Below are 19,941 nucleotides of genomic sequence, written 5' to 3'. Positions count from 1 at the left end.
CGAGAGACGGATGAACATCACCACCTTTACGCAACGCTTGAGCCTACTTGTCCTGTTGATCGCCGCGCCGGCTACCTGGGCGGCCGAGCAGGTTGTTCCGGCGCCCCCGCAACTGGCGGCCAAGGCTTATGTGCTGATGGATGCCGCCAGCGGCAACGTGTTGGTCGAGAGCAATGGCGATCAGCGTTTGCCGCCGGCCAGCCTGACCAAGTTGATGACCGCCTACATGGCGACTCTGGAGATTCGCCGCGGCCAGATTGGCGAGGGCGATCTGGTGACTGTCAGCGAAAATGCCTGGCGTACCGGTGGTTCGCGGATGTTCATCCAGGTTGGCACCCAGGTATCGGTCAGTGACCTGCTGCACGGCATCATCATTCAGTCCGGTAACGACGCCAGCGTTGCGATCGCCGAACACATCGCCGGTAGCGAAGACGCGTTCGCCGACATGATGAATGTCACTGCGGAAAAGCTCGGCATGAGCGGCAGCCACTTCATGAACGCAACAGGGTTGCCCAACCCCGAGCATTACTCCACGGCGCATGACATGGCGCGTCTGGCCCGCGCGATCATCTACGAAGACCCAGCGCACTATGCCATCTACTCGCAGAAAGAGTTCTTCTGGAACAACATCAAACAGCCCAACCGTAACCTGCTGCTATGGCGCGACAAGACCGTTGACGGTCTGAAAACCGGCCATACCGATGAGGCGGGTTACTGCCTGGTGTCCTCGGCCGTGCGTGACGGCATGCGGTTGATCTCCGTCGTGTTCGGTACTAACAGCGAGCAGGCCCGGGCGGCGGAAACCCAGAAATTGCTGACCTACGGCTTCCGCTTCTTCGAAACCCAGACCTTCTACCAGAAGGGTGCCGAGTTGGCGCAAGCTCCGGTGTGGAAAGGTGCCGTTCGTCAGGTCAAGGCTGGCCTGGCCCAGGATCTGACCATGACCCTGCCGAAGGGCCAGCTGAAGAAGCTGGCAGCCAGCATGAGCATGACTCCGCAGCTGATTGCGCCGATCAAGCAAGGCGATGTGATCGGCAAGGTTGAGGTCAAACTGGGTGATACCGTGGTGCATAGCGCCGACCTGATCGCCCTCGAAACGGTCGACGAAGGTGGCTTCTTCCGCCGTGTGTGGGATAGCATTCGGCTGTTCTTCTTCGGTTTGTTTAACTGACCTTCGGCAAGCGCCCATCCGGTCTCCATAAGAGTAGGGTGGGCAGCGGCCCTTGCGAATCACGAGTTCGCTGAGACTAATTAGTTAAAATCATGACTGACGCCAAATCCGTAACCATCGAGTTCCCTTGTGAGCGCTATCCGATCAAAGTGATCGGTGATGCGGGCGAGGGATTTGTTGATCTGGTCATCGAAATCCTTAGCCGGCACGCGCCCGGACTCGACGTCGGCACCTTGGTGCTGCGCGATAGTCGCAATGGGCGTTATCAGACCGTGCAACTGCTGATCACGGCCACCAGCATCGACCAACTACAAGACATCAATAGCGACCTGCGTGCCACTGGGCGCGTGCATATGGTGCTCTGATGTCGCTGAGCGTGGGCTTTCGCGAGCTCAACCAGGTGCCTTATGAGCCGACCTGGCACGCCATGCAACACTTTACCGATACGCGCGGGCCGCTGACGCCGGACGAAATCTGGCTGCTGCAGCATCCGCCGGTATTTACCCAGGGGCAGGCCGGCAAAGCCGAGCATGTGTTATTTCCCGGCGACATCCCAGTGGTCAAGGTCGATCGTGGTGGTCAGGTGACCTATCACGGCCCCGGCCAGTTGGTCGGTTATCTATTGCTGGATGTGCGCCGTCTGGATATCGGCGTGCGCGAACTGGTCAGTCGCATCGAGTTGAGTCTGATCGATCTGCTCGCCAGTTATGGGGTGACCGCGATTGCCAAAGCCGATGCGCCTGGGGTCTATGTGGACGGTGCGAAAATCGCATCGTTGGGCCTCCGGATTCGCAACGGCCGCTCCTTTCATGGCCTGGCGCTGAATGTGGACATGGATTTGGAGCCGTTCGGACGGATTAACCCCTGTGGTTATGCCGGAATGGCGATGACCCAGCTGCGTGATTTGGTTGGCCCAATAGAATTTGCCGAGGTAAGTGCCCGGCTGCGTGCGCAGCTCGTCAAACACCTCGACTACGCTGAACAGACGACCCTGACGGGCGGAATTGAATCGCTATGAACACGGTAGAGTTGACGGGCAAAGGCCCGGTGAAAGTGGAAGCTGGCGTCAAGCTGCGCGGGGCGGAAAAAGTCGCGCGGATTCCGGTGAAGATCATTCCGACCGACGAGCTGCCACGCAAACCCGACTGGATTCGTGTGCGCATGCCAATCTCTCCCGAGGTCGATCGCATCAAGCAACTGCTGCGCAAGCACAAGCTGCACAGTGTCTGTGAAGAAGCCTCCTGCCCGAACCTCGGCGAATGTTTCTCCGGCGGCACTGCGACCTTCATGATCATGGGTGACATCTGCACCCGCCGCTGCCCGTTCTGCGACGTTGGCCACGGCCGGCCGAAGCCGTTGGACGTCGACGAGCCGATGAACCTGGCGGTGGCGATTGCCGATTTGCGCCTGAAGTACGTGGTGATCACCTCGGTGGACCGTGATGATCTGCGCGATGGTGGCGCTCAGCACTTTGTCGACTGCCTGCGCGAGATCCGCAAGCTGTCGCCGGGCGTGCAACTGGAAACCCTGGTGCCAGATTACCGCGGCCGCATGGACGTTGCCTTGGCGATCACCGCCACTGAGCCACCGGATGTGTTCAACCACAACCTGGAGACCGTACCGCGCCTGTACAAAGCCGCGCGCCCGGGCTCGGATTTCGAGTGGTCGTTGGACCTGCTGCAGAAGTTCAAGCAAATGGTCCCGCATGTACCGACCAAGTCCGGCTTGATGCTCGGCCTCGGCGAGACCGACGAGGAAGTGATCGAGGTCATGCAGCGCATGCGTGAGCACGATATCGACATGCTCACCCTCGGCCAATACCTGCAACCTTCGCGTAGCCACTTGGCTGTGCAGCGTTTCGTCCACCCAGACACCTTTGCCTGGTTTGCCGAGGAAGGTACCAGGATGGGCTTCAAGAACGTCGCTTCCGGTCCGCTGGTGCGCTCGTCCTACCATGCCGACCAACAGGCGCATGGCGCGAAGAACAGCTAAGAGCGGTTATGGTTGTCTAGTCCTGAAAATAGGTCAGAAGGTGTAAACCTTATTCAGGACGAGACAGGTTAGACAAAAAAGGGCGATCCAATGGGTCGCCCTTTTTGTTTGTCGCTTTCCGTAGGCTGGGTTTCGCTTTGCTCTACCCAGCCTACGGTCTGTTCCGTCTTAGAGGCGCGAGCGCAACGCGTCGAGCAGTTCATGGCTTGGGTAACCATCGGCAGGCAGCTTCAAGGTCTGCTGGTAGGCACGCACGGCTTTACGCGTGTTCGCGCCAATAATCCCGTCGGCCGCACCGGGATTGAAACCATGGGTAGCCAGCAGTTCCTGCAGTTCGATGCGTTCGCTACGGCCTAGTTGTGGATCGTTACGCGGCCAATCCGCGACGACTTGGCTGTTGGCGCCGCGGATTCCGTCGGACAGTAGGCCGACTGCCAGTGCGTAGGACGATGAGTTGTTGTACTTGAGAATGCTGCGAAAGTTATTCATCAGCAGAAAGGCTGGGCCGCGATGGCCGGTGGGCAGCAGCAAGGTGGCAGACTCGCCGGCCAGCGCTGGTGGCGCCGCGCCGTTTATCGGCTGTACTCCGAGGGCGGCCCATTCGGCCAGGCTTATGCGCCGCTCCGGGTCGGCCAGGGCATAGTCGAAGCCACTCGGCAGCCGCACCTCAAATCCCCAGGGTTGTCCGTGTTGCCAGCCAGAGGCTTGCAGGTAGTGGGCGGCGGAAGCCAAGGCATCGGCTGGCGAGCTCCAGAGGTCGCGTCGGCCATCGCCATCGAAGTCCACCGCGTGCTGGTTATAAGTGGTCGGCATAAATTGCGTTTGGCCCATGGCGCCTGCCCAGGAGCCGATTAGGCGTTCCGGGGTGATGTCGCCGTGTTCGAGTATTTGCAGGGCGGCCAGCAACTGGTCGCGCCAGAATGCTTGGCGGCGGCCTTCGTAAGCCAGGGTAGCGAGTGAGCGGATCACGCTATTACTGCCGATATTGCTACCGTACCCACTCTCCATGCCCCAGATGGCCACCAAGGTTTCGGCTTGCACGCCATACCGCTGCTCGATGCGCTTGAGCGTTGCGCTTTGCTGCGCCTGCTGCGTCTGACCGCGAGCAATCCGGCTGGCGGATACGGCGCCGTCCAGGTATTCCCAGATCGGCCGGGTGAATTCCGGCTGACTGCTGTCAGCGGCAAGAACCGCCGGATCCAGCGTGATGCCGGTAAAGGCGCGGTCGAACAGCGCTGGGCTGATGCCGGCGGCCAGGGCCTCGTCGCGCAACTGGTTGCGCCAGTCGGCAAAGCTCAGGGCGGATGTCGGCAGGCTTGGCTGTGCGTTGGGAGTGGGCTGACGGCTCGCACTGCTCGCGGGTACAGAGCTCGCGGGCGTCTGTGTTGGCGCTTCAGCGCAAGCGGTTAACAGACTTAGGTTGAGGCTCAGGGCAGCGCAGACAAAGGCGCGCGGGGACAGGTTCAGCATCGGTGCTCTCACAGCTTTTTCGCGAGCGGCAACCTTAACATGATGGGGCTGTAGTGGGTTTTCAAGCCGCCAGAAAGACCGAAGCCTCCCAGTGGTGAGACGGGGAGGCTTCGCGGCGGTAGCTACCTTTGCCCTTGCTGGGCTTTTCCTGGCGACAGCGGAACAGCGGTTGCGCTACCAGAGATTTGGCCTTGTTCGGGCCGTGCTTGGAGTGTTTGGCCATCGCCGATCCTCTTGTGGGCGCTGCGCAGTGCAGGCGCGCGGATCATCGGCCAGGCGGCGGGGAAAGTCCAGATGACTCAGCACCAACCTAGGGAGCTGGCCAACGCTTAGGTGAGCGGCCCAGGCTTTTGCAGTAGGACAGTTCTAAGCCCGCCAGGCTGCTATTGCTCGTGAGGTAATGACAGGCGTTGGCCGGCCATCATCAGGGTCAGGCGGCTAAGGTCGATCCACGGGTCGCCAGGCGCCTGGCCTTTGATCTGCGCATCGATGCGCTGCGCGTCCAGCAGCATTTTGGCCCAGCGTGCCGCGGAGTGCCGCTGCAGGGCTTTGCTGACCAGCGGGCGGCGTTTGTCCCAGACCGGCGGGCGGGCCTGGCTGAAGGCTTTGTCCAGGGGGACACCTTGGCTGTATTGCTGCGCCAGGTTGGCCAGCAGGCGCAGTTCGCGGGCCAGCGCCCAGAGAATCACGGGGGTCTCCACGCCCTCACCACGTAGACCTTCTAGGGTGCGCAGGGCATGCGCGGCCTCGCCGTTGAGCGCGGCGTCAATCAAGCCGAAAACGTCGAAGCGCGCGCTGTCAGCCACCGCAGCTTGTACGGTGCTGGCGTCGACCTGGCCGCCTTCGGCGAGCAGTTTGAGCTTCTCGATTTCCTGAGCCGCGGCCAGCAGGTTGCCTTCGACGCGCGCGGCGATCAGCTCCACCGCCTCCTGGCTGGCGGCCAGCCCGGCCTGCGCCAGGCGCTGGCGAATCCACTGGGGTAGCTGATGGACGTCGACTGGCCAGATCTGGATAAATTGCGCCTGTTGGCCGTCAATCAGTGCCTTGGCCCACTTGGTTTTCTGCGCGCTGCCATCCAGTTTCGGCAAGCTGATCAGTAACAGCGTGTCTTCCGGTGGGCGGGCGAGGTATTCCAGCAGGGCGGCGGTACCCTTGTCGCCGGGCTTGCCGGAGGGTAGCCGCAGTTCCAGCAGACGCTTATCGGCGAACAGCGAGAGGCTGGCGCCAGCTTGCAGCAGCGTGCCCCAGTCGAAGTTGGCTTCAGCGTTGAACACTTGGCGCTCAGAGAAACCTTGGCTGCGAGTCGCCGCGCGGATGGCGTCAGCGGCTTCTTGGCAGAGCAAGGGATCGTCGCCACTGACCACATACACCGGCGCCAGGGGGCCCTGGAGATGTTTGGCGAGTTGGGCTGCGTTGAGTTTCATCGGCGGGAAATAACGGGGCCGCAGCTGCGGCCCCGCGCGGCTTACTGAGTCTTGATCGGTAGTTGCAGCGGCGATTGCTGCGGCTGGGCTTGTTCTGCCTGGCGTGCGGCTTCCAGCGCCTCGGCTTCGGCTTTGGCCTTGGCTTCAGCGGTTTGCTGCAATTGGTCGAGCTGGCTCGGGCTGATCTGCTGCAGGCGCTGGGCCAATTGCTGGACGAGGTCGTGGCGCATTTCTTGGCGCACTTGCGCAGCTTCCTGGCCGGAGCCGGCCAGGTTGTTGTCGTCCTGGACGTAGACGTTCTGCACTTCCAACTGGTTGCTCATCAGCAGCAGGTTTTGGGCGCCACGGATCTCATAGTCGAGGGTTATGGTCAGCTCATATTCTGCGCTGCGCGCGTTGCCGGTGTAGCTGGCGGTGCGTTGGTTTTCGGTTTCTTTCGCCAAGACCAGGGTGTAAGGGGCGCCGGGATAAACTTTGACGTCATTGCTTTCAAGAACCTGGCGCACTTCTTTGACGGTTGCGCCATAGGCATTGCGGGCGGTGAGGTCGAGTTCCTTGAGGGCGAACTGCGTTTCGCCAGTGCCGCGCAACTGGAAGCCACAGGCGCTCAGCAGTGCAGCCAGACCCACTACCATCAGATTCCGTTTGATCATCTAGTTATCCCCTTAAACCATTTGCATCGTTGCAGCCCAAGGCTCAGCGATACCTCGATAGGCTCTCTGCAGCTGTCTGCCTGACTGCTGCAGAGCTTAATCAGCTCGCGACGATATTGACTAGTTTGCCCGGCACCACGATGACCTTGCGAATCGTCAGGCCATCGGTAAAGCGCAGCACGTTCTCGTTCACCCGTGCGGCGGCCTCGACGTCTTCGCGCGAGGCCGTGGCGGGTACTTCGATGTGCCCGCGCAGCTTACCGTTGACCTGTACCACCAGTTGCAGGTTGTCCAGCACCAGCGCGGACTCGTCCAGTACGGGCCAGTTGGTGTCGATGATCGCGCCGTCATGGCCTAGTTCCAGCCAGAGGTCGTGACTGATATGCGGGGTGATCGGTGCCAGCAGCAGGGCCACCGTTTCCAGGCCTTCCTGCAGCAGCGCGCGATCCTGAGTGGAGTCTTGCGCGGCTTTTTCCAGCACGTTCATCAGGGTCATCACCGCGGCGATGGCGGTGTTGAACTTGTGGTGTAAACCAATATCCTGGCTGGCTTGCTTGATCGCCAGGTGGATGGCGCGGCGTACGTCTTTCTGCCCGTCGCTCAAGTTGGCTTGATCCAGGGTGCCCGGCAGGCCCTGGCTAACGTGGGCTTGGGCGAGACGCCAGACACGGCGCAGGAAGCGGTGGGAGCCTTCGACGCCGGAATCCGACCACTCCAGACTCATGTCTGGCGGCGAGGCGAACATCATGAACAGACGGCAGGTGTCGGCACCGTACTGGTCGATCATCGACTGCGGGTCAACGCCGTTGTTCTTCGACTTGGCCATCTTCTCGGTGCCGCCGATCTCCACCGGCAGACCGTCGCTTTTCAGCTTGGCGCCGGTGATTTTGGCCTTGGCGTCGCGTTCGATTTCCACGTCGGCCGGGTTGAACCAGGTCTTGGCGCCATTGGCTTCCAGGCGATAGTAAGTCTCCGCGATCACCATGCCTTGGGTGAGCAGGTTCTTGAACGGCTCGTTGGAGTTGACCAGGCCTTCATCGCGCATCAGTTTGTGGAAGAAGCGCGCGTAGAGCAGGTGCAGGATGGCGTGTTCGATACCGCCGATGTACTGATCCACCGGCAGCCAGTGGTTGGCTACGGCCGGGTCGACCAGGCCGCCGCTGTACTGCGGCGAGGCGTAGCGCGCGTAGTACCAGGAGGACTCGACGAAGGTGTCCATGGTGTCGGTTTCGCGCTTGGCCGGCGCACCGCATTTCGGGCAGGTGCAGCTATAGAACTCAGGCATCCGCGCCAGCGGGCTACCAGCACCATCCGGCACTACGTCTTCCGGTAGAACGACCGGCAATTGCTCTTCCGGCACCGGCACGTCACCACAGCTGTCGCAGTGGATGATCGGGATCGGGCAGCCCCAGTAACGCTGGCGGCTGATGCCCCAGTCGCGCAGACGGAACTGGGTGCGCGCCTGGCCGAGGGCTTTCTTCAGCAGGGCGACTTCAATGGCGTCGAATGCGCCGGCAAAGTCCAGGCCGTCGAATTCGCCGGAGTTGATCAGTTGGCCGTGCTCGCCATAGGCGTCTTGCCAGGGTGCCGGGGTTTCATCGCCGGCGGCGGTGCGAATCACCGCTTTCACCGGCAGGTTGTACTTGTGGGCGAACTCGAAGTCGCGCTCGTCATGCGCCGGTACGGCCATCACCGCACCTTCGCCGTAATTCATCAGCACGTAGTTGGCGACCCAAACCGGCAGCTTGGCGCCGGTCAGCGGGTGTTCGACGAACAGTGGTGTCGGTAGGCCTTTCTTTTCCTGGGTGGCGATATCGGCTTCGGCCACGCCACCGTGTTTGCACTCGTCGATGAAGGCTTGCAGTTCGGCATTGCCCTTGGCGGCAAGAGTTGCCAGCGGGTGTTCGGCGGCGACGGCGACATAGGTCGCGCCGAGCAAGGTGTCCGGACGGGTGGTGAAAACTTTCAAGGCGCCCGCTGTGCCGATCGACGCCTGGTCGTAAGGGAAGCTGACTTCCATGCCGCGGGATTTGCCAATCCAGTTGCGCTGCATGGTCTTGACCTGTTCCGGCCAGCCATCCAGCTCGTCCAGGCTGCTCAAGAGTTCATCCGCGTAAGCGGTGATCTTGAAGTAGTACATCGGGATTTCGCGCTTTTCGACCAGGGCGCCGGAGCGCCAGCCGCGGCCGTCGATGACTTGCTCGTTGGCCAGCACGGTCTGGTCGACCGGGTCCCAGTTGACGGTGCCGTTCTTGCGGTAGATCACGCCCTTTTCGAACAGCTTGGTGAACAGCCATTGTTCCCAGCGGTAGTAGTCCGGTTTGCAGGTGGTGACTTCGCGCGACCAGTCGATGGCCAGGCCCAGGCTTTTCAGCTGGGTTTTCATGTAGGCGATGTTTTCGTAGGTCCACTTGGCCGGCGCGACGTTGTTCTTCATCGCGGCGTTTTCCGCCGGCATGCCGAAGGCGTCCCAACCCATCGGCTGCAGCACGTTTTTGCCCTGCATACGCTGGTAGCGGGCGATCACGTCGCCGATGGTGTAGTTGCGCACGTGCCCCATGTGCAGCTTGCCGCTGGGATAGGGGAACATCGACAGGCAATAGAAGGTGTCTTTGCCTGGTTGTTCACTGACTACGAAGGACTGTTGCTCGTCCCAGTAGGTTTGCGCGGCGGCTTCGATTTCACGGGGCTGATAGAGTTCGTGCATGGCTACTTAGGCTGAAAAAGGGGGCTTAGAACCTGTTCATGATCTGCTGCGCGTCGGCCATGCTGCGTTGAAATCGGGCTCAAAATGCTCATTTACTATTTGTAAACTGCGCTTTTGACTCGCTTCGCTCGCCCTGCGGGCCAGCCTTTGGCTGTTACTCCGCTTCGCTACGTTGCGCCCGATCTCGCCTTGCCTGACCTTAGCTCGCGAGATCGTGAACAGGCTCTTACAGGAAACGTCGTAGCATACATGAGCGCCCTTGGCCGTGGGAAACCCTGATTACGCTGGGCACCACGTGGGGCTGGCCCCGGGCCACCGTTGGTCGCGGCGCGTATCCGGTTGAATGCGTCACGCTAAGCTTTGAATAAGGGGGTGGGTTTGGGGCGTGCGTTGCGCGAGGTGAGTGGATGGGCGAATTGCGGCGAACTGACGCGCGAGGCGGGCTGTATGAACGGTTACTGCAACGCCTCGCCTTGGCGCTGGATGAGGCCGATAGCGCTACTCGCCTGCATAAGGAACCACCACGTGAGTTGGAGTTGCGTGGGCTGAGCCCGGCCGAACTGGAGCTGATTCGCGCTTACCTGGATCGCGATCTGCATTGGTTGCGGGGGTGGCATGCTGCTGCTGCGGAGTTGGCGCTGCTCGAGCAAATGCCGCTACGTCAGACTAAACCCAGTCGTACCAGTCATAGGCTGGATGACAAACCGAAAGCGCTGCTCAAGCGTCGGCAAAAACTACTCTGCGCCCTTTGCGGTACGGCTGCGCACTGGCAACCGGGGGAGGGTGTTGAGGCCTGTCTCGCTTGTGGTTCACAGCTTTTCCGCGCCGGTAATCCCCGTTAGGCTGCGGGCACCCTGGGAGGTGCTCAATGCCGCTGCGATACATTCTCAAACAATTGGTTCTGCCTCCGGGCGGTTTGCTGCTGTTGCTGCTCGTCGGCTGGTGGCTGCGTCGCCGCTCCCCGCGCGTGGCGGCGGCCTGCTTCGTGCTGGGTTTTGCTGGTCTCTGGCTGCTGAGTTTGCCGATCACCGTGGAGTGGGCGGCGCGCGCGCTGGAGCGCGAGCCGGCGTTGGCCGAGGTCGAGTGGGCCGGCTTGGCGCAGCGTGCCGATGCCATTGTGGTGCTGGGTAGCGGGCGCGAAAAGGACGATCCGGCCTGGGGTGGCGATCAACCTAGCGCGCTAGCGGTGGAGCGTCTGCGCTATGCGGCACGCCTGGCCAAGGTCTCAGGCTTGCCGGTGCTGACCAGTGGTGGTCTGCATTACGGTCAGCCGCCCAGTGAGGCGGCATTGATGGCGCAGGTGTTGGCTCGTGACTTCGGCGTCACCGTGCGCTGGCAGGAAGGTCTGAGCCGCACCACTTGGGAAAACGCCAGCTACAGCGCCGACATGTTGCGGGAGGCGGGGATCAAGCGGGTCGTGCTGGTCACTCAGGCCGGACATATGCCGCGCTCACGTTGGAGCTTCGAACGGGTTGGTTTCACGGTGATACCCGCGCCGGTAGGTTTTCTCGGCGTGCCGAATGCTCGCCCGTTGGGTGGCTGGCTGCCGGAGAGTAAGGCTGTTTGGCAGAGTGGCATGCTGCTGAACGAGGCGGTCGGGTTGCTCGCTTATCCGTTGGTCTACCGCTGAGCGGCCGGCAGGGCTGTAGGCTGGGTAGAGCCTTGGCGAAACCCAGCTCAAACAGCGCTGGGTTTCGCTGCGCTCTACCCAGCCTACGGCTACTGCACGATTAGATCGTGAACAGCTTCTTATAGGGTTTTTGCCATCCGGCTGGCCAGTAAAGCCCAGCCAAACAGCAGGCCACAGAGGATCGCCAGTGGCCAGAAGCGCCATTTGAGATAGGGCGTCAGGTTCTGCATCGGTACCACTTCGCCATACAGCACGCCGCGCTGGAACTGCGGAATCTGCACGGCCAGCTTGCCGAACGGGTCGATCAGGCCGGTCACCCCGTTGTTGGTCGCGCGGATCATCCAGCGGCCAGCTTCCAGGGCACGCATTTGCGCCATTTGCAGGTGTTGCAACGGGCCGATGGAGGTGCCAAACCAGGTGTCGTTGCTGACGGTCAGGAGGATCTGGCTTTGCGCGGCGAGGCTGGCGGCGAACTCCGGGTAGACCACTTCGTAGCAGATATAAGGAGCAATCTGGTACCCCTTGGCTACGAGTAGCGGCTGATCGGCCGGGCCGCGGGCGAAGTCGGACATCGGCAGGTCGAAAAAGGCGATCAATCCACGCAGCACATCCTGCAGGGGGACGTATTCGCCAAACGGCACCAGCTTCTGTTTCAGATAAGTGCCGTGGCCCTGGCCAACAATGCTGATGCCGTTGTAGTAGCGCTTCGCCCCTTGCTCATCGACCTGGCGGATCGGTACACCGGTGATCAGCGCAGCCTGATGCTCGTTGGCAAAGCGCCCCATGACGCCGAGATAGCCTTCGGCGAACTCTTTGAGTACGGGGACTGCGGTTTCCGGCCAGACGATCAGGTCGACCGGCTGTGCACTGAAGGTCATGTCGCGGTATAGGGCCAGTTGGGCATTGAGCTGTTCGGGGTCCCATTTCATCTGTTGCGCGACATTGCCCTGCATCGCCGCCACTTTCAGGGGGGCGCCAGCGGGTTCGGTCCAGGCCAGGCCTTTCAGGCCAAGACCGGCGACCCAGGGCGCGACCAGCAGCACCAGGCCGATGACCAGAAACAGTTTGCGGCTACGTAGGCGTGACAGGTTGACCAGCAAGGCTGCGGTCAGAGCCAGGACGAACGACACCAGCCACATGCCGCCCACCGGTGCGAGCCCGGCGAGTGGGCCGTTCAGTTGGCTGTAACCGGCGTAGAGCCAGGGGAAACCGGTAAGAAACCAGCCGCGAAAGGCCTCCTGGGCCAGCCACAGGGCGGCGAACGCCAGCGCGTCGGCCAGAGGCGCCTCGTTGCGGCGTAACCAACGCGCCCATAGCCAGCCGGGCAAGGCAAAGAACAGCGCCACGCCGGCACAAAAAACCAGGGTCAAGAAGGTCGCCAGTGGAGCCGAGGCGGCGCCGTAGTCGTGGATGCTGACATAGATCCAGCTGGTGCCAGCGACGAACAGACCAAAGCCATAGCACCAGCCGCGCCACAGCGCCTGACGCGGACTGAGGTCGCGCAAGCCGAGGTAGAGCAGGGCGATGGACAGCAGCGCCAGTGACCAGATATCGAAGGGGGCGAGTGCCAGGGTGGTCAGGGCGCCGGCCAGCGTCGCCAGCAAATTGCCGGGCCAGCCCGGGCGAACGATCCAATTCATGCTCAATCCTTAGAACCTACTTAATATCTGCTGCGGGCTTCGCGCGTGATGCCGCGTTGAAAACAGGCTCGGAATGCTCATTGACTGCAGTCAACTCCGCTTCCTCACCTGTTTGACTCGCTTCGCTCGCCCTGCGGGCCAGCCTTTGGTTGTTACTCCGCTTCGCTACGTTGCGCCTTGCCGGCCCTGCGCTCGCGACGATCTTAAGCAGGTTCTCTAGCTTGGCTTGCATCAGGCAGAGAGAAGGGCGAGAAAAAGCCTCTACCCAATGGGCAAAGCGTGCACGTTGGTTCAGCGCGACATTGGCGTCAAGCGCAGCAAATGAATGCGGCGGCTGTCGGCGCTCAGTACGCGGAAACGGAAATCGCCGATCTCGGTCACTTCGTTGCGCTTGGGCAGATGGCCGAACGCACCCATCACCAGGCCGCCGACGGTGTCGAACTCGTCATCGGAGAACTGGCTGGAGAAGGACTCGTTGAAGCTGTCGATCGGCGTTAGTGCTTTGACCAGGAAGTCGCCGCTGGGCAGCGGTTTGATGTAGCTGTCTTCCTCGACGTCGTGCTCGTCCTCGATGTCGCCAACGATTTGTTCCAGCACGTCCTCGATGGTCACCAGGCCCGCCACGCCGCCGTATTCGTCGATGACGATGGCCATGTGGTTGTGGTTGGCGCGGAACTCGCGCAGCAGCACATTGAGGCGCTTGGACTCCGGCACGAAGGTGGCCGGGCGCAGCAGGTCCTTGATGTTGAACGTGTGGTTCTCGTCGTGCAGCACCAGCGGCAAGAGGTCTTTGGCCAGCAGCACACCGATAATGTCGTCAAGGCTTTCGCCAATCACCGGGTAACGAGAGTGGGCGGACTCGATGATCGCCGGGAGGAACTCCCGGGGCGTCAGGCTGGACTTGATGCTGATCATCTGCGAACGCGGGACCATGATGTCGCGGACCTGCAGGTCCGCGACCTGAATCGCACCTTCGACGATGGCCAGCGCTTCGCTGTCGAGAAGCTTGTTCTGATGGGCTTCGCGCAGTAGCGACAGCAGTTCTTGGCGGTTTTTCGGCTCGTGGGCAAAGGCCTGGGTGATTTTTCCCAACCAGGATTTTTGCCCGTTGCTCGATCGGTCTTCGCTCATGCTGGTTACTCAGTGTTCCTTTCTGGTGCCTGACGGTGGTCAGGCTATTCGTCGCCGGCGTAAGGGTCGGGGTGACCCAGTTCGGCGAGCAATTGTTGTTCCAAGCCTTCCATCTCGGCGGCCTCTTCATCCTCGATATGGTCGTAGCCGAGCAGATGCAGGCAGCCGTGAATCACCAGGTGCGCCCAGTGGGCCTCCAGCGTTTTGCCTTGCTCGGCCGCTTCGCGGGCGACCACGGGCACGCAAATCACCAGATCGCCGAGCAGTGGGATATCCAGCAGCTCGTCGGGTACATCGGCCGGGAATGACAGTACGTTGGTGGCGTAGTCTTTGTGCCGGTAGGTGTGGTTCAGCTCGCGGGCTTCCGGCTCATCGACCAGGCGGATGGTCAGCTCGGAATCGGCACTGCGCTGGCGCAGGGCCAGTTCGCACCAGTGGCGGAACTCGGCTTCGCTGGGGCTGTTGGCGGCGCTGGCGTTTTGCAGGTCGAGCTCAAGCATTGCCGCCATCCGTGTCGAACTCGTCGTCGAGCTTGCCGTGCATGCGGTTCTCGTGGCGCTCGTAGGCTTCGACGATGCGCTGCACCAGCGGGTGGCGCATCACGTCTTTGGACTTGAAGTGGGTGAAGGAGATGCCGGGTACGTCGCGTAGCACATCGATCACATGGGTCAGCCCTGATTTTGTGCCGCGCGGCAGGTCGACCTGGGTGATATCGCCGGTGATGACCGCGGTGGAGCCGAAGCCGATGCGGGTGAGGAACATCTTCATCTGTTCCAGTGTGGTGTTCTGGCTCTCGTCGAGGATGATGAAGCTGTTGTTCAACGTGCGGCCGCGCATATAAGCCAGCGGCGCGACTTCGATCACCTGCCTCTCGATCAGTTTGGCGACCTGTTCGAAGCCGAGCATCTCGTACAGCGCGTCGTACAGCGGGCGCAGGTAGGGGTCGATCTTCTGCGCGAGGTCGCCAGGGAGGAAGCCGAGCTTCTCGCCCGCTTCCACCGCCGGGCGCACCAGCAGGATACGGCGTACCTGCTCGCGCTCCAGCGCATCCACCGCGCAGGCGACGGCCAGATAGGTCTTGCCGGTGCCGGCCGGGCCGACGCTAAAGTTAATGTCGTGGTTGAGGATCGCTTTGACGTAGCGCTGCTGGTTGGCACCGCGGGGGCGAATTATGCCCTTGCGGGTACGCAGGGTGACGCTGGCCTCGGCTCGCGGGTTGTTCAGCTCTTCGATGCAGGACTCCTGCAGGAACAGGTGCACCAGATCCGGCGACAGCTGGGTAGCGTTGGTTTCGCGGTACAGCCGGCGCAGCAGCTGCTCGGCGGAGTTAGTGTGTTCGGCAGGGCCAATCAGCTCGAATTGATTACCGCGGTTGCGGATTTCGATAGCCAGGCGTTGCTCGATCAAGCGCAGGTGCTCGTCGAATTGCCCGCAGAGATTGGCGAAGCGGCGAGCCTCAAAGGGCTCGAGGATGAAGCGATGCGGTTCTATGGGTGCGTTCAAGGTCGTGTGTTAGCCGCCAGTCGGCAGGGGTGATGAATCGAAGGATAACCCCGAGCGTCCAAGGGTGAAAGCTCGGGCTTCTACGGCTTTAGTGTTGGCTCGGTTTCGCGGTGTGCTCTGCCAACAAACTGCCGCGCAGGGAATGGGGCATAGCCTCATCGATCTGCACGTCGGCGAACTGGCCGATCAGGCGTGGATTGTCGCAGCGGAAGTTGACGATCCGATTATTCTCGGTGCGGCCGGTGAGCTGGCCGGGGTCTTTTTTCGAGTAATCGCTGACCAGGATGCGCTGAACGCTGCCGACCATTCGTCGGCTGATCTCATAGCCTTGCTGGTTTAGCAGGTGTTGCAGGCGCGCCAGGCGTTCGCGATTCACTTCGGCTGAAATCTCGTTCGGCAGGTCGGCCGCCGGTGTGCCCGGGCGTGCGCTATAGACGAAGGAATAGGAGAAGTCGAAGCCGACGTCGGCGATCAGTTGCATGGTTTGTTCGAAGTCTTTCTCGGTTTCGCCGGGGAAGCCGACGATGAAGTCCGAGGTAATGCTGATGCCCGGGCAGGCAGCCTTGAGTTTGCGGATCTTCGACTTGTACTCGAGCGCGGTGTGGTTGCGCTTCATCGCCGCGAGGATACGGTCGGAGCCGGCCTGCACCGGCAAATGCAGGTGCTTGACCAGCTCTGGAACCTCGGCGTGGGCCTGAATCAGGCTGTCGGAGAACTCCAGCGGGTGCGAAGTGGTGTAGCGGATGCGGTCGATCCCGTCGATTGCCGCGATCACCCGGATCAGCTCGGCGAGGTCGGCGGTGCGGCCATCATGGGTTGCCCCGCGGAAGCCGTTGACGTTCTGCCCGAGCAGGGTGACTTCGCGCACGCCGTGCTCGGCCAGGTGGATGACTTCGGCCAGTACATCGTCGAACGGCCGGCTGACTTCTTCGCCACGGGTGTAGGGCACCACGCAGAAGGTGCAGTACTTGCTGCAACCTTCCATGATCGAGACGAAGGCGCTGGGGCCGTCGATACGCGGCTCGGGCAGGCGATCGAATTTCTCGATCTCCGGGAACGACACATCCACCTGCGGCAAGCGGGTGCTGCGCGCGGCGTCGATCATTTCCGGCAGGCGGTGCAGGGTTTGCGGGCCGAACACCACGTCGACATAGGGCGCGCGATCACGGATCGCCGCACCTTCCTGGCTGGCCACGCAGCCGCCGACAGCGATCACCATGTCCGGCTTGGCCAATTTCAGTTCACGCCAGCGGCCGAGTTGCGAGTACACCCGATCCTGGGCGCGCTCGCGGATCGAGCAGGTGTTGAGCAGGATGACGTCGGCGTCTTCTGCGCGCGCAGTGACTTCCAGGGCTTGATGTTCACCCAGCAGGTCGACCATGCGCGAGCTGTCGTACTCGTTCATTTGGCAGCCGTGGGTTTCGATATAAAGCTTCTTGGTCATGCGAGGTCGTCGGGTGGTTCGAAGAACCGCGCATTATAGTGGGCGAGTCGTGGGCTTCCTAGCATTGCCTGCGCGGAGGCTATGCTATGATTTCGCCCCCCTAATTCCTCCCATGGTTATCTGCCATCCATGAGCAAGCGTGAACCTATCTACAAGGTGATCTTCCTCAACCAAGGCCAGGTGTACGAGATGTACGCCAAGCAGATCTATCAAAGTGATCTGTGGGGCTTCCTAGAGGTGGAGGAGTTCGTCTTCGGTGAGCGTACGCAGGTGGTAGTCGATCCCAGCGAAGAGAAGCTCAAGGCGCAGTTCGAGGGCGTGGTGCGCAGTTTCGTGCCCATGCACGCGATTGTGCGGATCGACGAAGTCGAGCGCCTGGGCACGCCGAAGATCAGCGAAGCACGCGGTGTGAGCAATATCATGCCGTTCCCGATGCCGATGCCGGATAAGTAGGAGCGAGCTCTGCTCGCGATTCTGCGCAAAATCCGTAGGCTGGGTAGAGCGAAGCGAAACCCAGCGATTAACCCCCGCTGGGTTTCGCCCTGCGGACTCTACCCAGCCTACGAATTACGGCAGCGGCGCGAACGGCGAGCCGCCGTCAGCGGTCTGCAGCTCCAGCAGGTAATTACGGAAAATCTGCCCAAGCACTTGGGTGGCGATCTCCAACTGCTCGCGTGGCATCTGCGCGGCGACCTGATCGGCGGTGTCCAGCGCATCTTCGGAGCCATTCACGGCGGCCATCTTCAGCACGATATAAGCCTGCACATTGTTGGCCGGTACGCCTTCGCCACGGTAGAACATCACCCCCAGGCGATATTGTGCCTGCGCATGGCCTTGCAGTGAGGCTTGCTCGAACCAATTCAGTGCTTGCGCCAGATCGCGCGGGGCGCGCTTGCCGTCGTAATAGAACTCGCCGAGCTCGAACTCTGCCTCAAGGTCACCTGCTTGGGCGGCCTGTTGGCAAGCGGCCAAGGCCTCCGGCAGATCCTCGGGCAGGGTGTTGAGCGAGCAGCGGCCAGTCGCCGGGATCAGCAAGGAATTACCGCCGGCGGATGCAAGCAGCGGGAGAAAGAGCAACAGGCAGCCCAAGGTTAGGGTGCGGCCGGTGCGGTTCATGGAAATCGGCGTGCCTCAAAAGCAGTACGAGCAATGTGCTCGGCCGACGAAACGCGTCGGCCATCACATTATGAAATAAGCGGGGCCATCCTTACAAAGTCTTTACGGGCTTTTCTGGCTTTTCTGTCAGAAGGGCATGCGAGCGGGAGCCGCCGGGCAATGCCAGTAAGAGCCAGGCAAAGAGTGGATAAGCCAGGCTGAGCAGGGCGTGGAACAGGTCGACGCGGCGTAACGGGCCGATAAAGCCCTCGGTGCCTACGAGCAAGCCGGCGAACAGCAACAAACTCACTGCTGCTGCAGCGGCCAGCAGTGGCGTGGCGCGTTGCGGCAGTTGCAGGGCGCCGACATAGAGAAGCAGCAGCAAGGTGACGAGGTTGAGCAGCAGGCGATAGTCGTCGAGCAGGCTCAGCCGTTGGGCCGCCTCGAACAGCAGGCTCAGTCCGATCAGTACCCAACACCAGACTATCCGCGGCCACGCCCAGCCACGAGCCAAGGTCAGGGCGGCAATACCAAGCAATGGCAGGCCGAGCAGGCTGCTGGCCTGGCTTAGTCTGGCATGAGCCTCTTGCCAGCTTGGGTCGAGGCCATAGCGCAGTACCCCGCACAGCGCGGCGCTGGCCGGTAAGGCAAAACCGAGTAGCGCGCAGAACCAAGTGGATCGCTCGGCTTCGGGAAAAGGTGCTCGGGCGCGGTAAATCCATAAGGCGCCAGCCAAGCAGGCCAGCGCCAGGATGCCATCGGACAGTGCCGTGCTGTATTGCACTAGCGCAAGGCCGCGAAGGCGCGCTCGGCGGCGTCCAGGGTGATTTGCAGTTCCTTGTCGCCATGCGCGATGGAGGTAAAGCCAGCCTCGAACGCACTGGGCGCCAGGTACACGCCGCCTTCCAGCATCAGGTGGAAGAAGCGCTTGAAGCGTTCGGCATCGCTGGTCATCACATCGTCGAAGGTGACGATGGCTGGGGCCGCGCTGAAGTAAAGGCCGAACATGCCGCCCGCTTGCGTGGTGACGAAGGGAATGCCAGCGGCATCGGCGCGCTGTTGCAGGCCGGCGAGCAGGCGGCGGGTATAGTCGCTCAGTTCGGCATGAAAGCCCGGGCGGCTGATCAGCTTCAAGGTGGTCAGGCCTGCGGCCATGGCCAGCGGGTTACCGGACAGCGTGCCAGCTTGGTAAACCGGGCCGAGCGGTGCGATGTGCGACATGATTTCGCGTTTGCCGCCGAAGCAGCCGACGGGCATACCGCCGCCGATGATCTTGCCAAAGGTGGAGAGGTCCGGCGTCACTCCGAAGTGCGCCTGAGCGCCGCCGAGGGCGACGCGGAAGCCGGTCATGACTTCGTCGAAAATCAGCACTACGCCGTGTTTGTCGCACTGCTCGCGCAGGCCTTCAAGGAAGCCTGGCGCCGGCGGCACGCAGTTCATATTGCCGGCCACCGGCTCGACGATGATGCACGCCACTTCGCTACCGACCTCGGCAAGCATTTTTTCGACTGCACCGATGTCGTTAAACGGCAGGGTCAGGGTGTGTTTGGCGAAGGCCGCCGGTACGCCCGCGGAGCTCGGCACGCCTTGGGTCAAGGCGCCGGAGCCGGCTTTTACCAGCAGGCTATCGGAATGCCCGTGGTAGCAGCCTTCGAACTTGATGATGCTGTCGCGCCCGGTGAAACCACGGGCCAGGCGGATGGCGCTCATGGTCGCTTCGGTGCCGGAGCTGACCATCCGCACCATTTCCATGGATGGCACGATCGAGCAGACCAGATCCGCCATGTCGACTTCCAGCGCGGTCGGCGCGCCGTAGGACAGGCCGTGTTCCAGCTGCTTGCGCACTGCGTCGAGTACGTCCGGGTGGCTGTGGCCGAGGATCATCGGGCCCCAGGAGCCGACGTAGTCGACATACTGTTTATTGTCTTCGTCCGTCACATAGGCGCCAATCGCGTGTTTGAAGAACAGCGGAGTGCCGCCCACGCTTTTGAAGGCGCGCACCGGCGAGTTGACGCCACCGGGGATGTGTTTTTGCGCGTTGGCGAATAGGGTTTCGGAACGGGACATGTTGAACCTCTCGA

Annotated in this window: 20 protein-coding genes; 7 read left to right on the top strand and 13 right to left on the bottom strand. The window is 61.7% G+C overall.

The features are described from left to right. Positions 1-10 precede the first annotated feature (10 nt). The 4 genes from D3879_RS01990 to lipA all read left to right on the top strand — a co-directional run bounded on the left by D3879_RS01990 (position 11) and on the right by lipA (position 3,163). A complete protein-coding gene (locus D3879_RS01990) occupies positions 11-1,171 on the top strand; it encodes a D-alanyl-D-alanine carboxypeptidase family protein (RefSeq protein ID WP_119952462.1) in 1,161 nt (386 codons plus the stop codon). A gap of 92 nt (positions 1,172-1,263) precedes the next feature. Next, positions 1,264-1,536, top strand: coding sequence for a DUF493 domain-containing protein (locus tag D3879_RS01985; RefSeq protein ID WP_119952461.1), 273 nt, complete (start codon positions 1,264-1,266; stop codon positions 1,534-1,536). Then, the gene (gene lipB / locus D3879_RS01980; protein ID WP_119952460.1) at positions 1,536-2,189 is read left to right on the top strand and encodes a lipoyl(octanoyl) transferase LipB; all 654 of its coding nucleotides are present in this window, start codon (positions 1,536-1,538) and stop codon (positions 2,187-2,189) included. Before D3879_RS01985 ends, lipB begins: the two co-directional genes overlap by 1 nt. Beyond that, a complete protein-coding gene (gene lipA, locus D3879_RS01975; protein ID WP_119952459.1) occupies positions 2,186-3,163 on the top strand; it encodes a lipoyl synthase in 978 nt (325 codons plus the stop codon). Before lipB ends, lipA begins: the two co-directional genes overlap by 4 nt. Before the next feature lie 168 nt (positions 3,164-3,331). Here the strand turns inward: lipA and D3879_RS01970 are convergent, their stop codons facing one another. The 5 genes from D3879_RS01970 to leuS form a co-directional block, all read right to left on the bottom strand. Beyond that, complete coding sequence (locus tag D3879_RS01970) at positions 3,332-4,633, bottom strand: lytic murein transglycosylase (RefSeq protein ID WP_119952458.1); 1,302 nt, start codon at positions 4,631-4,633, stop codon at positions 3,332-3,334. Between the two features lie 61 nt (positions 4,634-4,694). Further along, positions 4,695-4,856, bottom strand: coding sequence for an alternative ribosome rescue factor ArfA (gene arfA / locus D3879_RS01965; RefSeq protein ID WP_119952457.1), 162 nt, complete (start codon positions 4,854-4,856; stop codon positions 4,695-4,697). Between the two features lie 160 nt (positions 4,857-5,016). After that, positions 5,017-6,057, bottom strand: a complete 1,041-nt coding sequence (gene holA / locus D3879_RS01960; protein ID WP_119952456.1) for a DNA polymerase III subunit delta — start codon at positions 6,055-6,057, stop codon at positions 5,017-5,019. A 41-nt stretch (positions 6,058-6,098) separates the two neighbouring features. Further along, the gene (locus tag D3879_RS01955) at positions 6,099-6,710 is read right to left on the bottom strand and encodes an LPS-assembly lipoprotein LptE (RefSeq protein WP_119952455.1); all 612 of its coding nucleotides are present in this window, start codon (positions 6,708-6,710) and stop codon (positions 6,099-6,101) included. A 100-nt stretch (positions 6,711-6,810) separates the two neighbouring features. Then, positions 6,811-9,417, bottom strand: coding sequence for a leucine--tRNA ligase (leuS, locus tag D3879_RS01950; RefSeq protein ID WP_119952454.1), 2,607 nt, complete (start codon positions 9,415-9,417; stop codon positions 6,811-6,813). 407 nt (positions 9,418-9,824) lie between these two features. Between leuS and D3879_RS01945 the strand changes: the two genes are divergently transcribed. Continuing rightward, entirely contained in the window at positions 9,825-10,259 is a 435-nt protein-coding gene (locus tag D3879_RS01945; protein WP_119952453.1) for a hypothetical protein, read from the top strand. A gap of 26 nt (positions 10,260-10,285) precedes the next feature. Next, positions 10,286-11,047 (top strand): YdcF family protein, encoded by a 762-nt coding sequence (locus D3879_RS01940; RefSeq protein WP_119952452.1) that lies wholly within the window; start codon positions 10,286-10,288, stop codon positions 11,045-11,047. A gap of 119 nt (positions 11,048-11,166) precedes the next feature. On the opposite strand, the gene lnt is transcribed toward D3879_RS01940, so the two are convergent. The 5 genes from lnt to miaB form a co-directional block, all read right to left on the bottom strand. Beyond that, positions 11,167-12,687, bottom strand: a complete 1,521-nt coding sequence (lnt, locus tag D3879_RS01935; RefSeq protein ID WP_119952451.1) for an apolipoprotein N-acyltransferase — start codon at positions 12,685-12,687, stop codon at positions 11,167-11,169. A 291-nt stretch (positions 12,688-12,978) separates the two neighbouring features. Beyond that, positions 12,979-13,818, bottom strand: a complete 840-nt coding sequence (locus tag D3879_RS01925) for an HlyC/CorC family transporter (RefSeq protein WP_119952449.1) — start codon at positions 13,816-13,818, stop codon at positions 12,979-12,981. A gap of 44 nt (positions 13,819-13,862) precedes the next feature. Next, the gene (ybeY, locus tag D3879_RS01920) at positions 13,863-14,318 is read right to left on the bottom strand and encodes an rRNA maturation RNase YbeY (RefSeq protein WP_119954859.1); all 456 of its coding nucleotides are present in this window, start codon (positions 14,316-14,318) and stop codon (positions 13,863-13,865) included. Further along, complete coding sequence (locus D3879_RS01915) at positions 14,311-15,321, bottom strand: PhoH family protein (RefSeq protein WP_119952448.1); 1,011 nt, start codon at positions 15,319-15,321, stop codon at positions 14,311-14,313. Before D3879_RS01915 ends, ybeY begins: the two co-directional genes overlap by 8 nt. 88 nt (positions 15,322-15,409) lie before the next feature. After that, positions 15,410-16,765: a tRNA (N6-isopentenyl adenosine(37)-C2)-methylthiotransferase MiaB gene (gene miaB, locus D3879_RS01910; protein WP_119952447.1), complete on the bottom strand. Its 1,356-nt coding sequence runs from the start codon at positions 16,763-16,765 to the stop codon at positions 15,410-15,412. Between the two features lie 129 nt (positions 16,766-16,894). Between miaB and D3879_RS01905 the strand changes: the two genes are divergently transcribed. Continuing rightward, a complete protein-coding gene (locus tag D3879_RS01905; protein WP_119952446.1) occupies positions 16,895-17,218 on the top strand; it encodes a DUF1820 family protein in 324 nt (107 codons plus the stop codon). A 114-nt stretch (positions 17,219-17,332) separates the two neighbouring features. Here D3879_RS01905 and D3879_RS01900 read toward each other — a convergent pair whose 3' ends face one another. The 3 genes from D3879_RS01900 to hemL form a co-directional block, all read right to left on the bottom strand. After that, positions 17,333-17,881 carry a tetratricopeptide repeat protein gene (locus D3879_RS01900; RefSeq protein WP_119952445.1) on the bottom strand — a complete coding sequence of 183 codons (549 nt, stop codon included), beginning with the start codon at positions 17,879-17,881 and terminating at the stop codon, positions 17,333-17,335. A gap of 91 nt (positions 17,882-17,972) precedes the next feature. Next, entirely contained in the window at positions 17,973-18,644 is a 672-nt protein-coding gene (locus tag D3879_RS01895; protein WP_119952444.1) for a hypothetical protein, read from the bottom strand. Continuing rightward, positions 18,644-19,927 (bottom strand): glutamate-1-semialdehyde 2,1-aminomutase, encoded by a 1,284-nt coding sequence (gene hemL / locus D3879_RS01890; RefSeq protein ID WP_119952443.1) that lies wholly within the window; start codon positions 19,925-19,927, stop codon positions 18,644-18,646. Before hemL ends, D3879_RS01895 begins: the two co-directional genes overlap by 1 nt. Positions 19,928-19,941 lie beyond the last annotated feature (14 nt).

It is taken from the genome of Pseudomonas cavernicola, from assembly GCF_003596405.1.
Lineage (GTDB): Bacteria > Pseudomonadota > Gammaproteobacteria > Pseudomonadales > Pseudomonadaceae > Aquipseudomonas > Aquipseudomonas cavernicola.
Note: the sequence above shows the minus strand (reverse complement) of the source record. Positions and strands in the feature narration are given on the sequence as shown.

What these genes read in the sequence shown, in the direction of transcription:
- D3879_RS01970 (WP_119952458.1), bottom strand. Translation starts at nt 4,633, where the DNA reads ATGCTGAACCTGTCCCCGCGCGCCTTTGTCTGCGCTGCCCTGAGCCTC.
- D3879_RS01955 (WP_119952455.1), bottom strand. Translation starts at nt 6,710, where the DNA reads ATGATCAAACGGAATCTGATGGTAGTGGGTCTGGCTGCACTGCTGAGC.
- D3879_RS01905 (WP_119952446.1), top strand. Translation starts at nt 16,895, where the DNA reads ATGAGCAAGCGTGAACCTATCTACAAGGTGATCTTCCTCAACCAAGGC.
- lipB (WP_119952460.1), top strand. Translation starts at nt 1,536, where the DNA reads ATGTCGCTGAGCGTGGGCTTTCGCGAGCTCAACCAGGTGCCTTATGAG.
- miaB (WP_119952447.1), bottom strand. Translation starts at nt 16,765, where the DNA reads ATGACCAAGAAGCTTTATATCGAAACCCACGGCTGCCAAATGAACGAG.
- holA (WP_119952456.1), bottom strand. Translation starts at nt 6,057, where the DNA reads ATGAAACTCAACGCAGCCCAACTCGCCAAACATCTCCAGGGCCCCCTG.
- lnt (WP_119952451.1), bottom strand. Translation starts at nt 12,687, where the DNA reads ATGAATTGGATCGTTCGCCCGGGCTGGCCCGGCAATTTGCTGGCGACG.
- leuS (WP_119952454.1), bottom strand. Translation starts at nt 9,417, where the DNA reads ATGCACGAACTCTATCAGCCCCGTGAAATCGAAGCCGCCGCGCAAACC.
- D3879_RS01985 (WP_119952461.1), top strand. Translation starts at nt 1,264, where the DNA reads ATGACTGACGCCAAATCCGTAACCATCGAGTTCCCTTGTGAGCGCTAT.
- ybeY (WP_119954859.1), bottom strand. Translation starts at nt 14,318, where the DNA reads ATGCTTGAGCTCGACCTGCAAAACGCCAGCGCCGCCAACAGCCCCAGC.
- D3879_RS01990 (WP_119952462.1), top strand. Translation starts at nt 11, where the DNA reads ATGAACATCACCACCTTTACGCAACGCTTGAGCCTACTTGTCCTGTTG.
- D3879_RS01940 (WP_119952452.1), top strand. Translation starts at nt 10,286, where the DNA reads ATGCCGCTGCGATACATTCTCAAACAATTGGTTCTGCCTCCGGGCGGT.
- hemL (WP_119952443.1), bottom strand. Translation starts at nt 19,927, where the DNA reads ATGTCCCGTTCCGAAACCCTATTCGCCAACGCGCAAAAACACATCCCC.
- arfA (WP_119952457.1), bottom strand. Translation starts at nt 4,856, where the DNA reads ATGGCCAAACACTCCAAGCACGGCCCGAACAAGGCCAAATCTCTGGTA.
- D3879_RS01925 (WP_119952449.1), bottom strand. Translation starts at nt 13,818, where the DNA reads ATGAGCGAAGACCGATCGAGCAACGGGCAAAAATCCTGGTTGGGAAAA.
- D3879_RS01900 (WP_119952445.1), bottom strand. Translation starts at nt 17,881, where the DNA reads ATGAACCGCACCGGCCGCACCCTAACCTTGGGCTGCCTGTTGCTCTTT.
- lipA (WP_119952459.1), top strand. Translation starts at nt 2,186, where the DNA reads ATGAACACGGTAGAGTTGACGGGCAAAGGCCCGGTGAAAGTGGAAGCT.
- D3879_RS01945 (WP_119952453.1), top strand. Translation starts at nt 9,825, where the DNA reads ATGGGCGAATTGCGGCGAACTGACGCGCGAGGCGGGCTGTATGAACGG.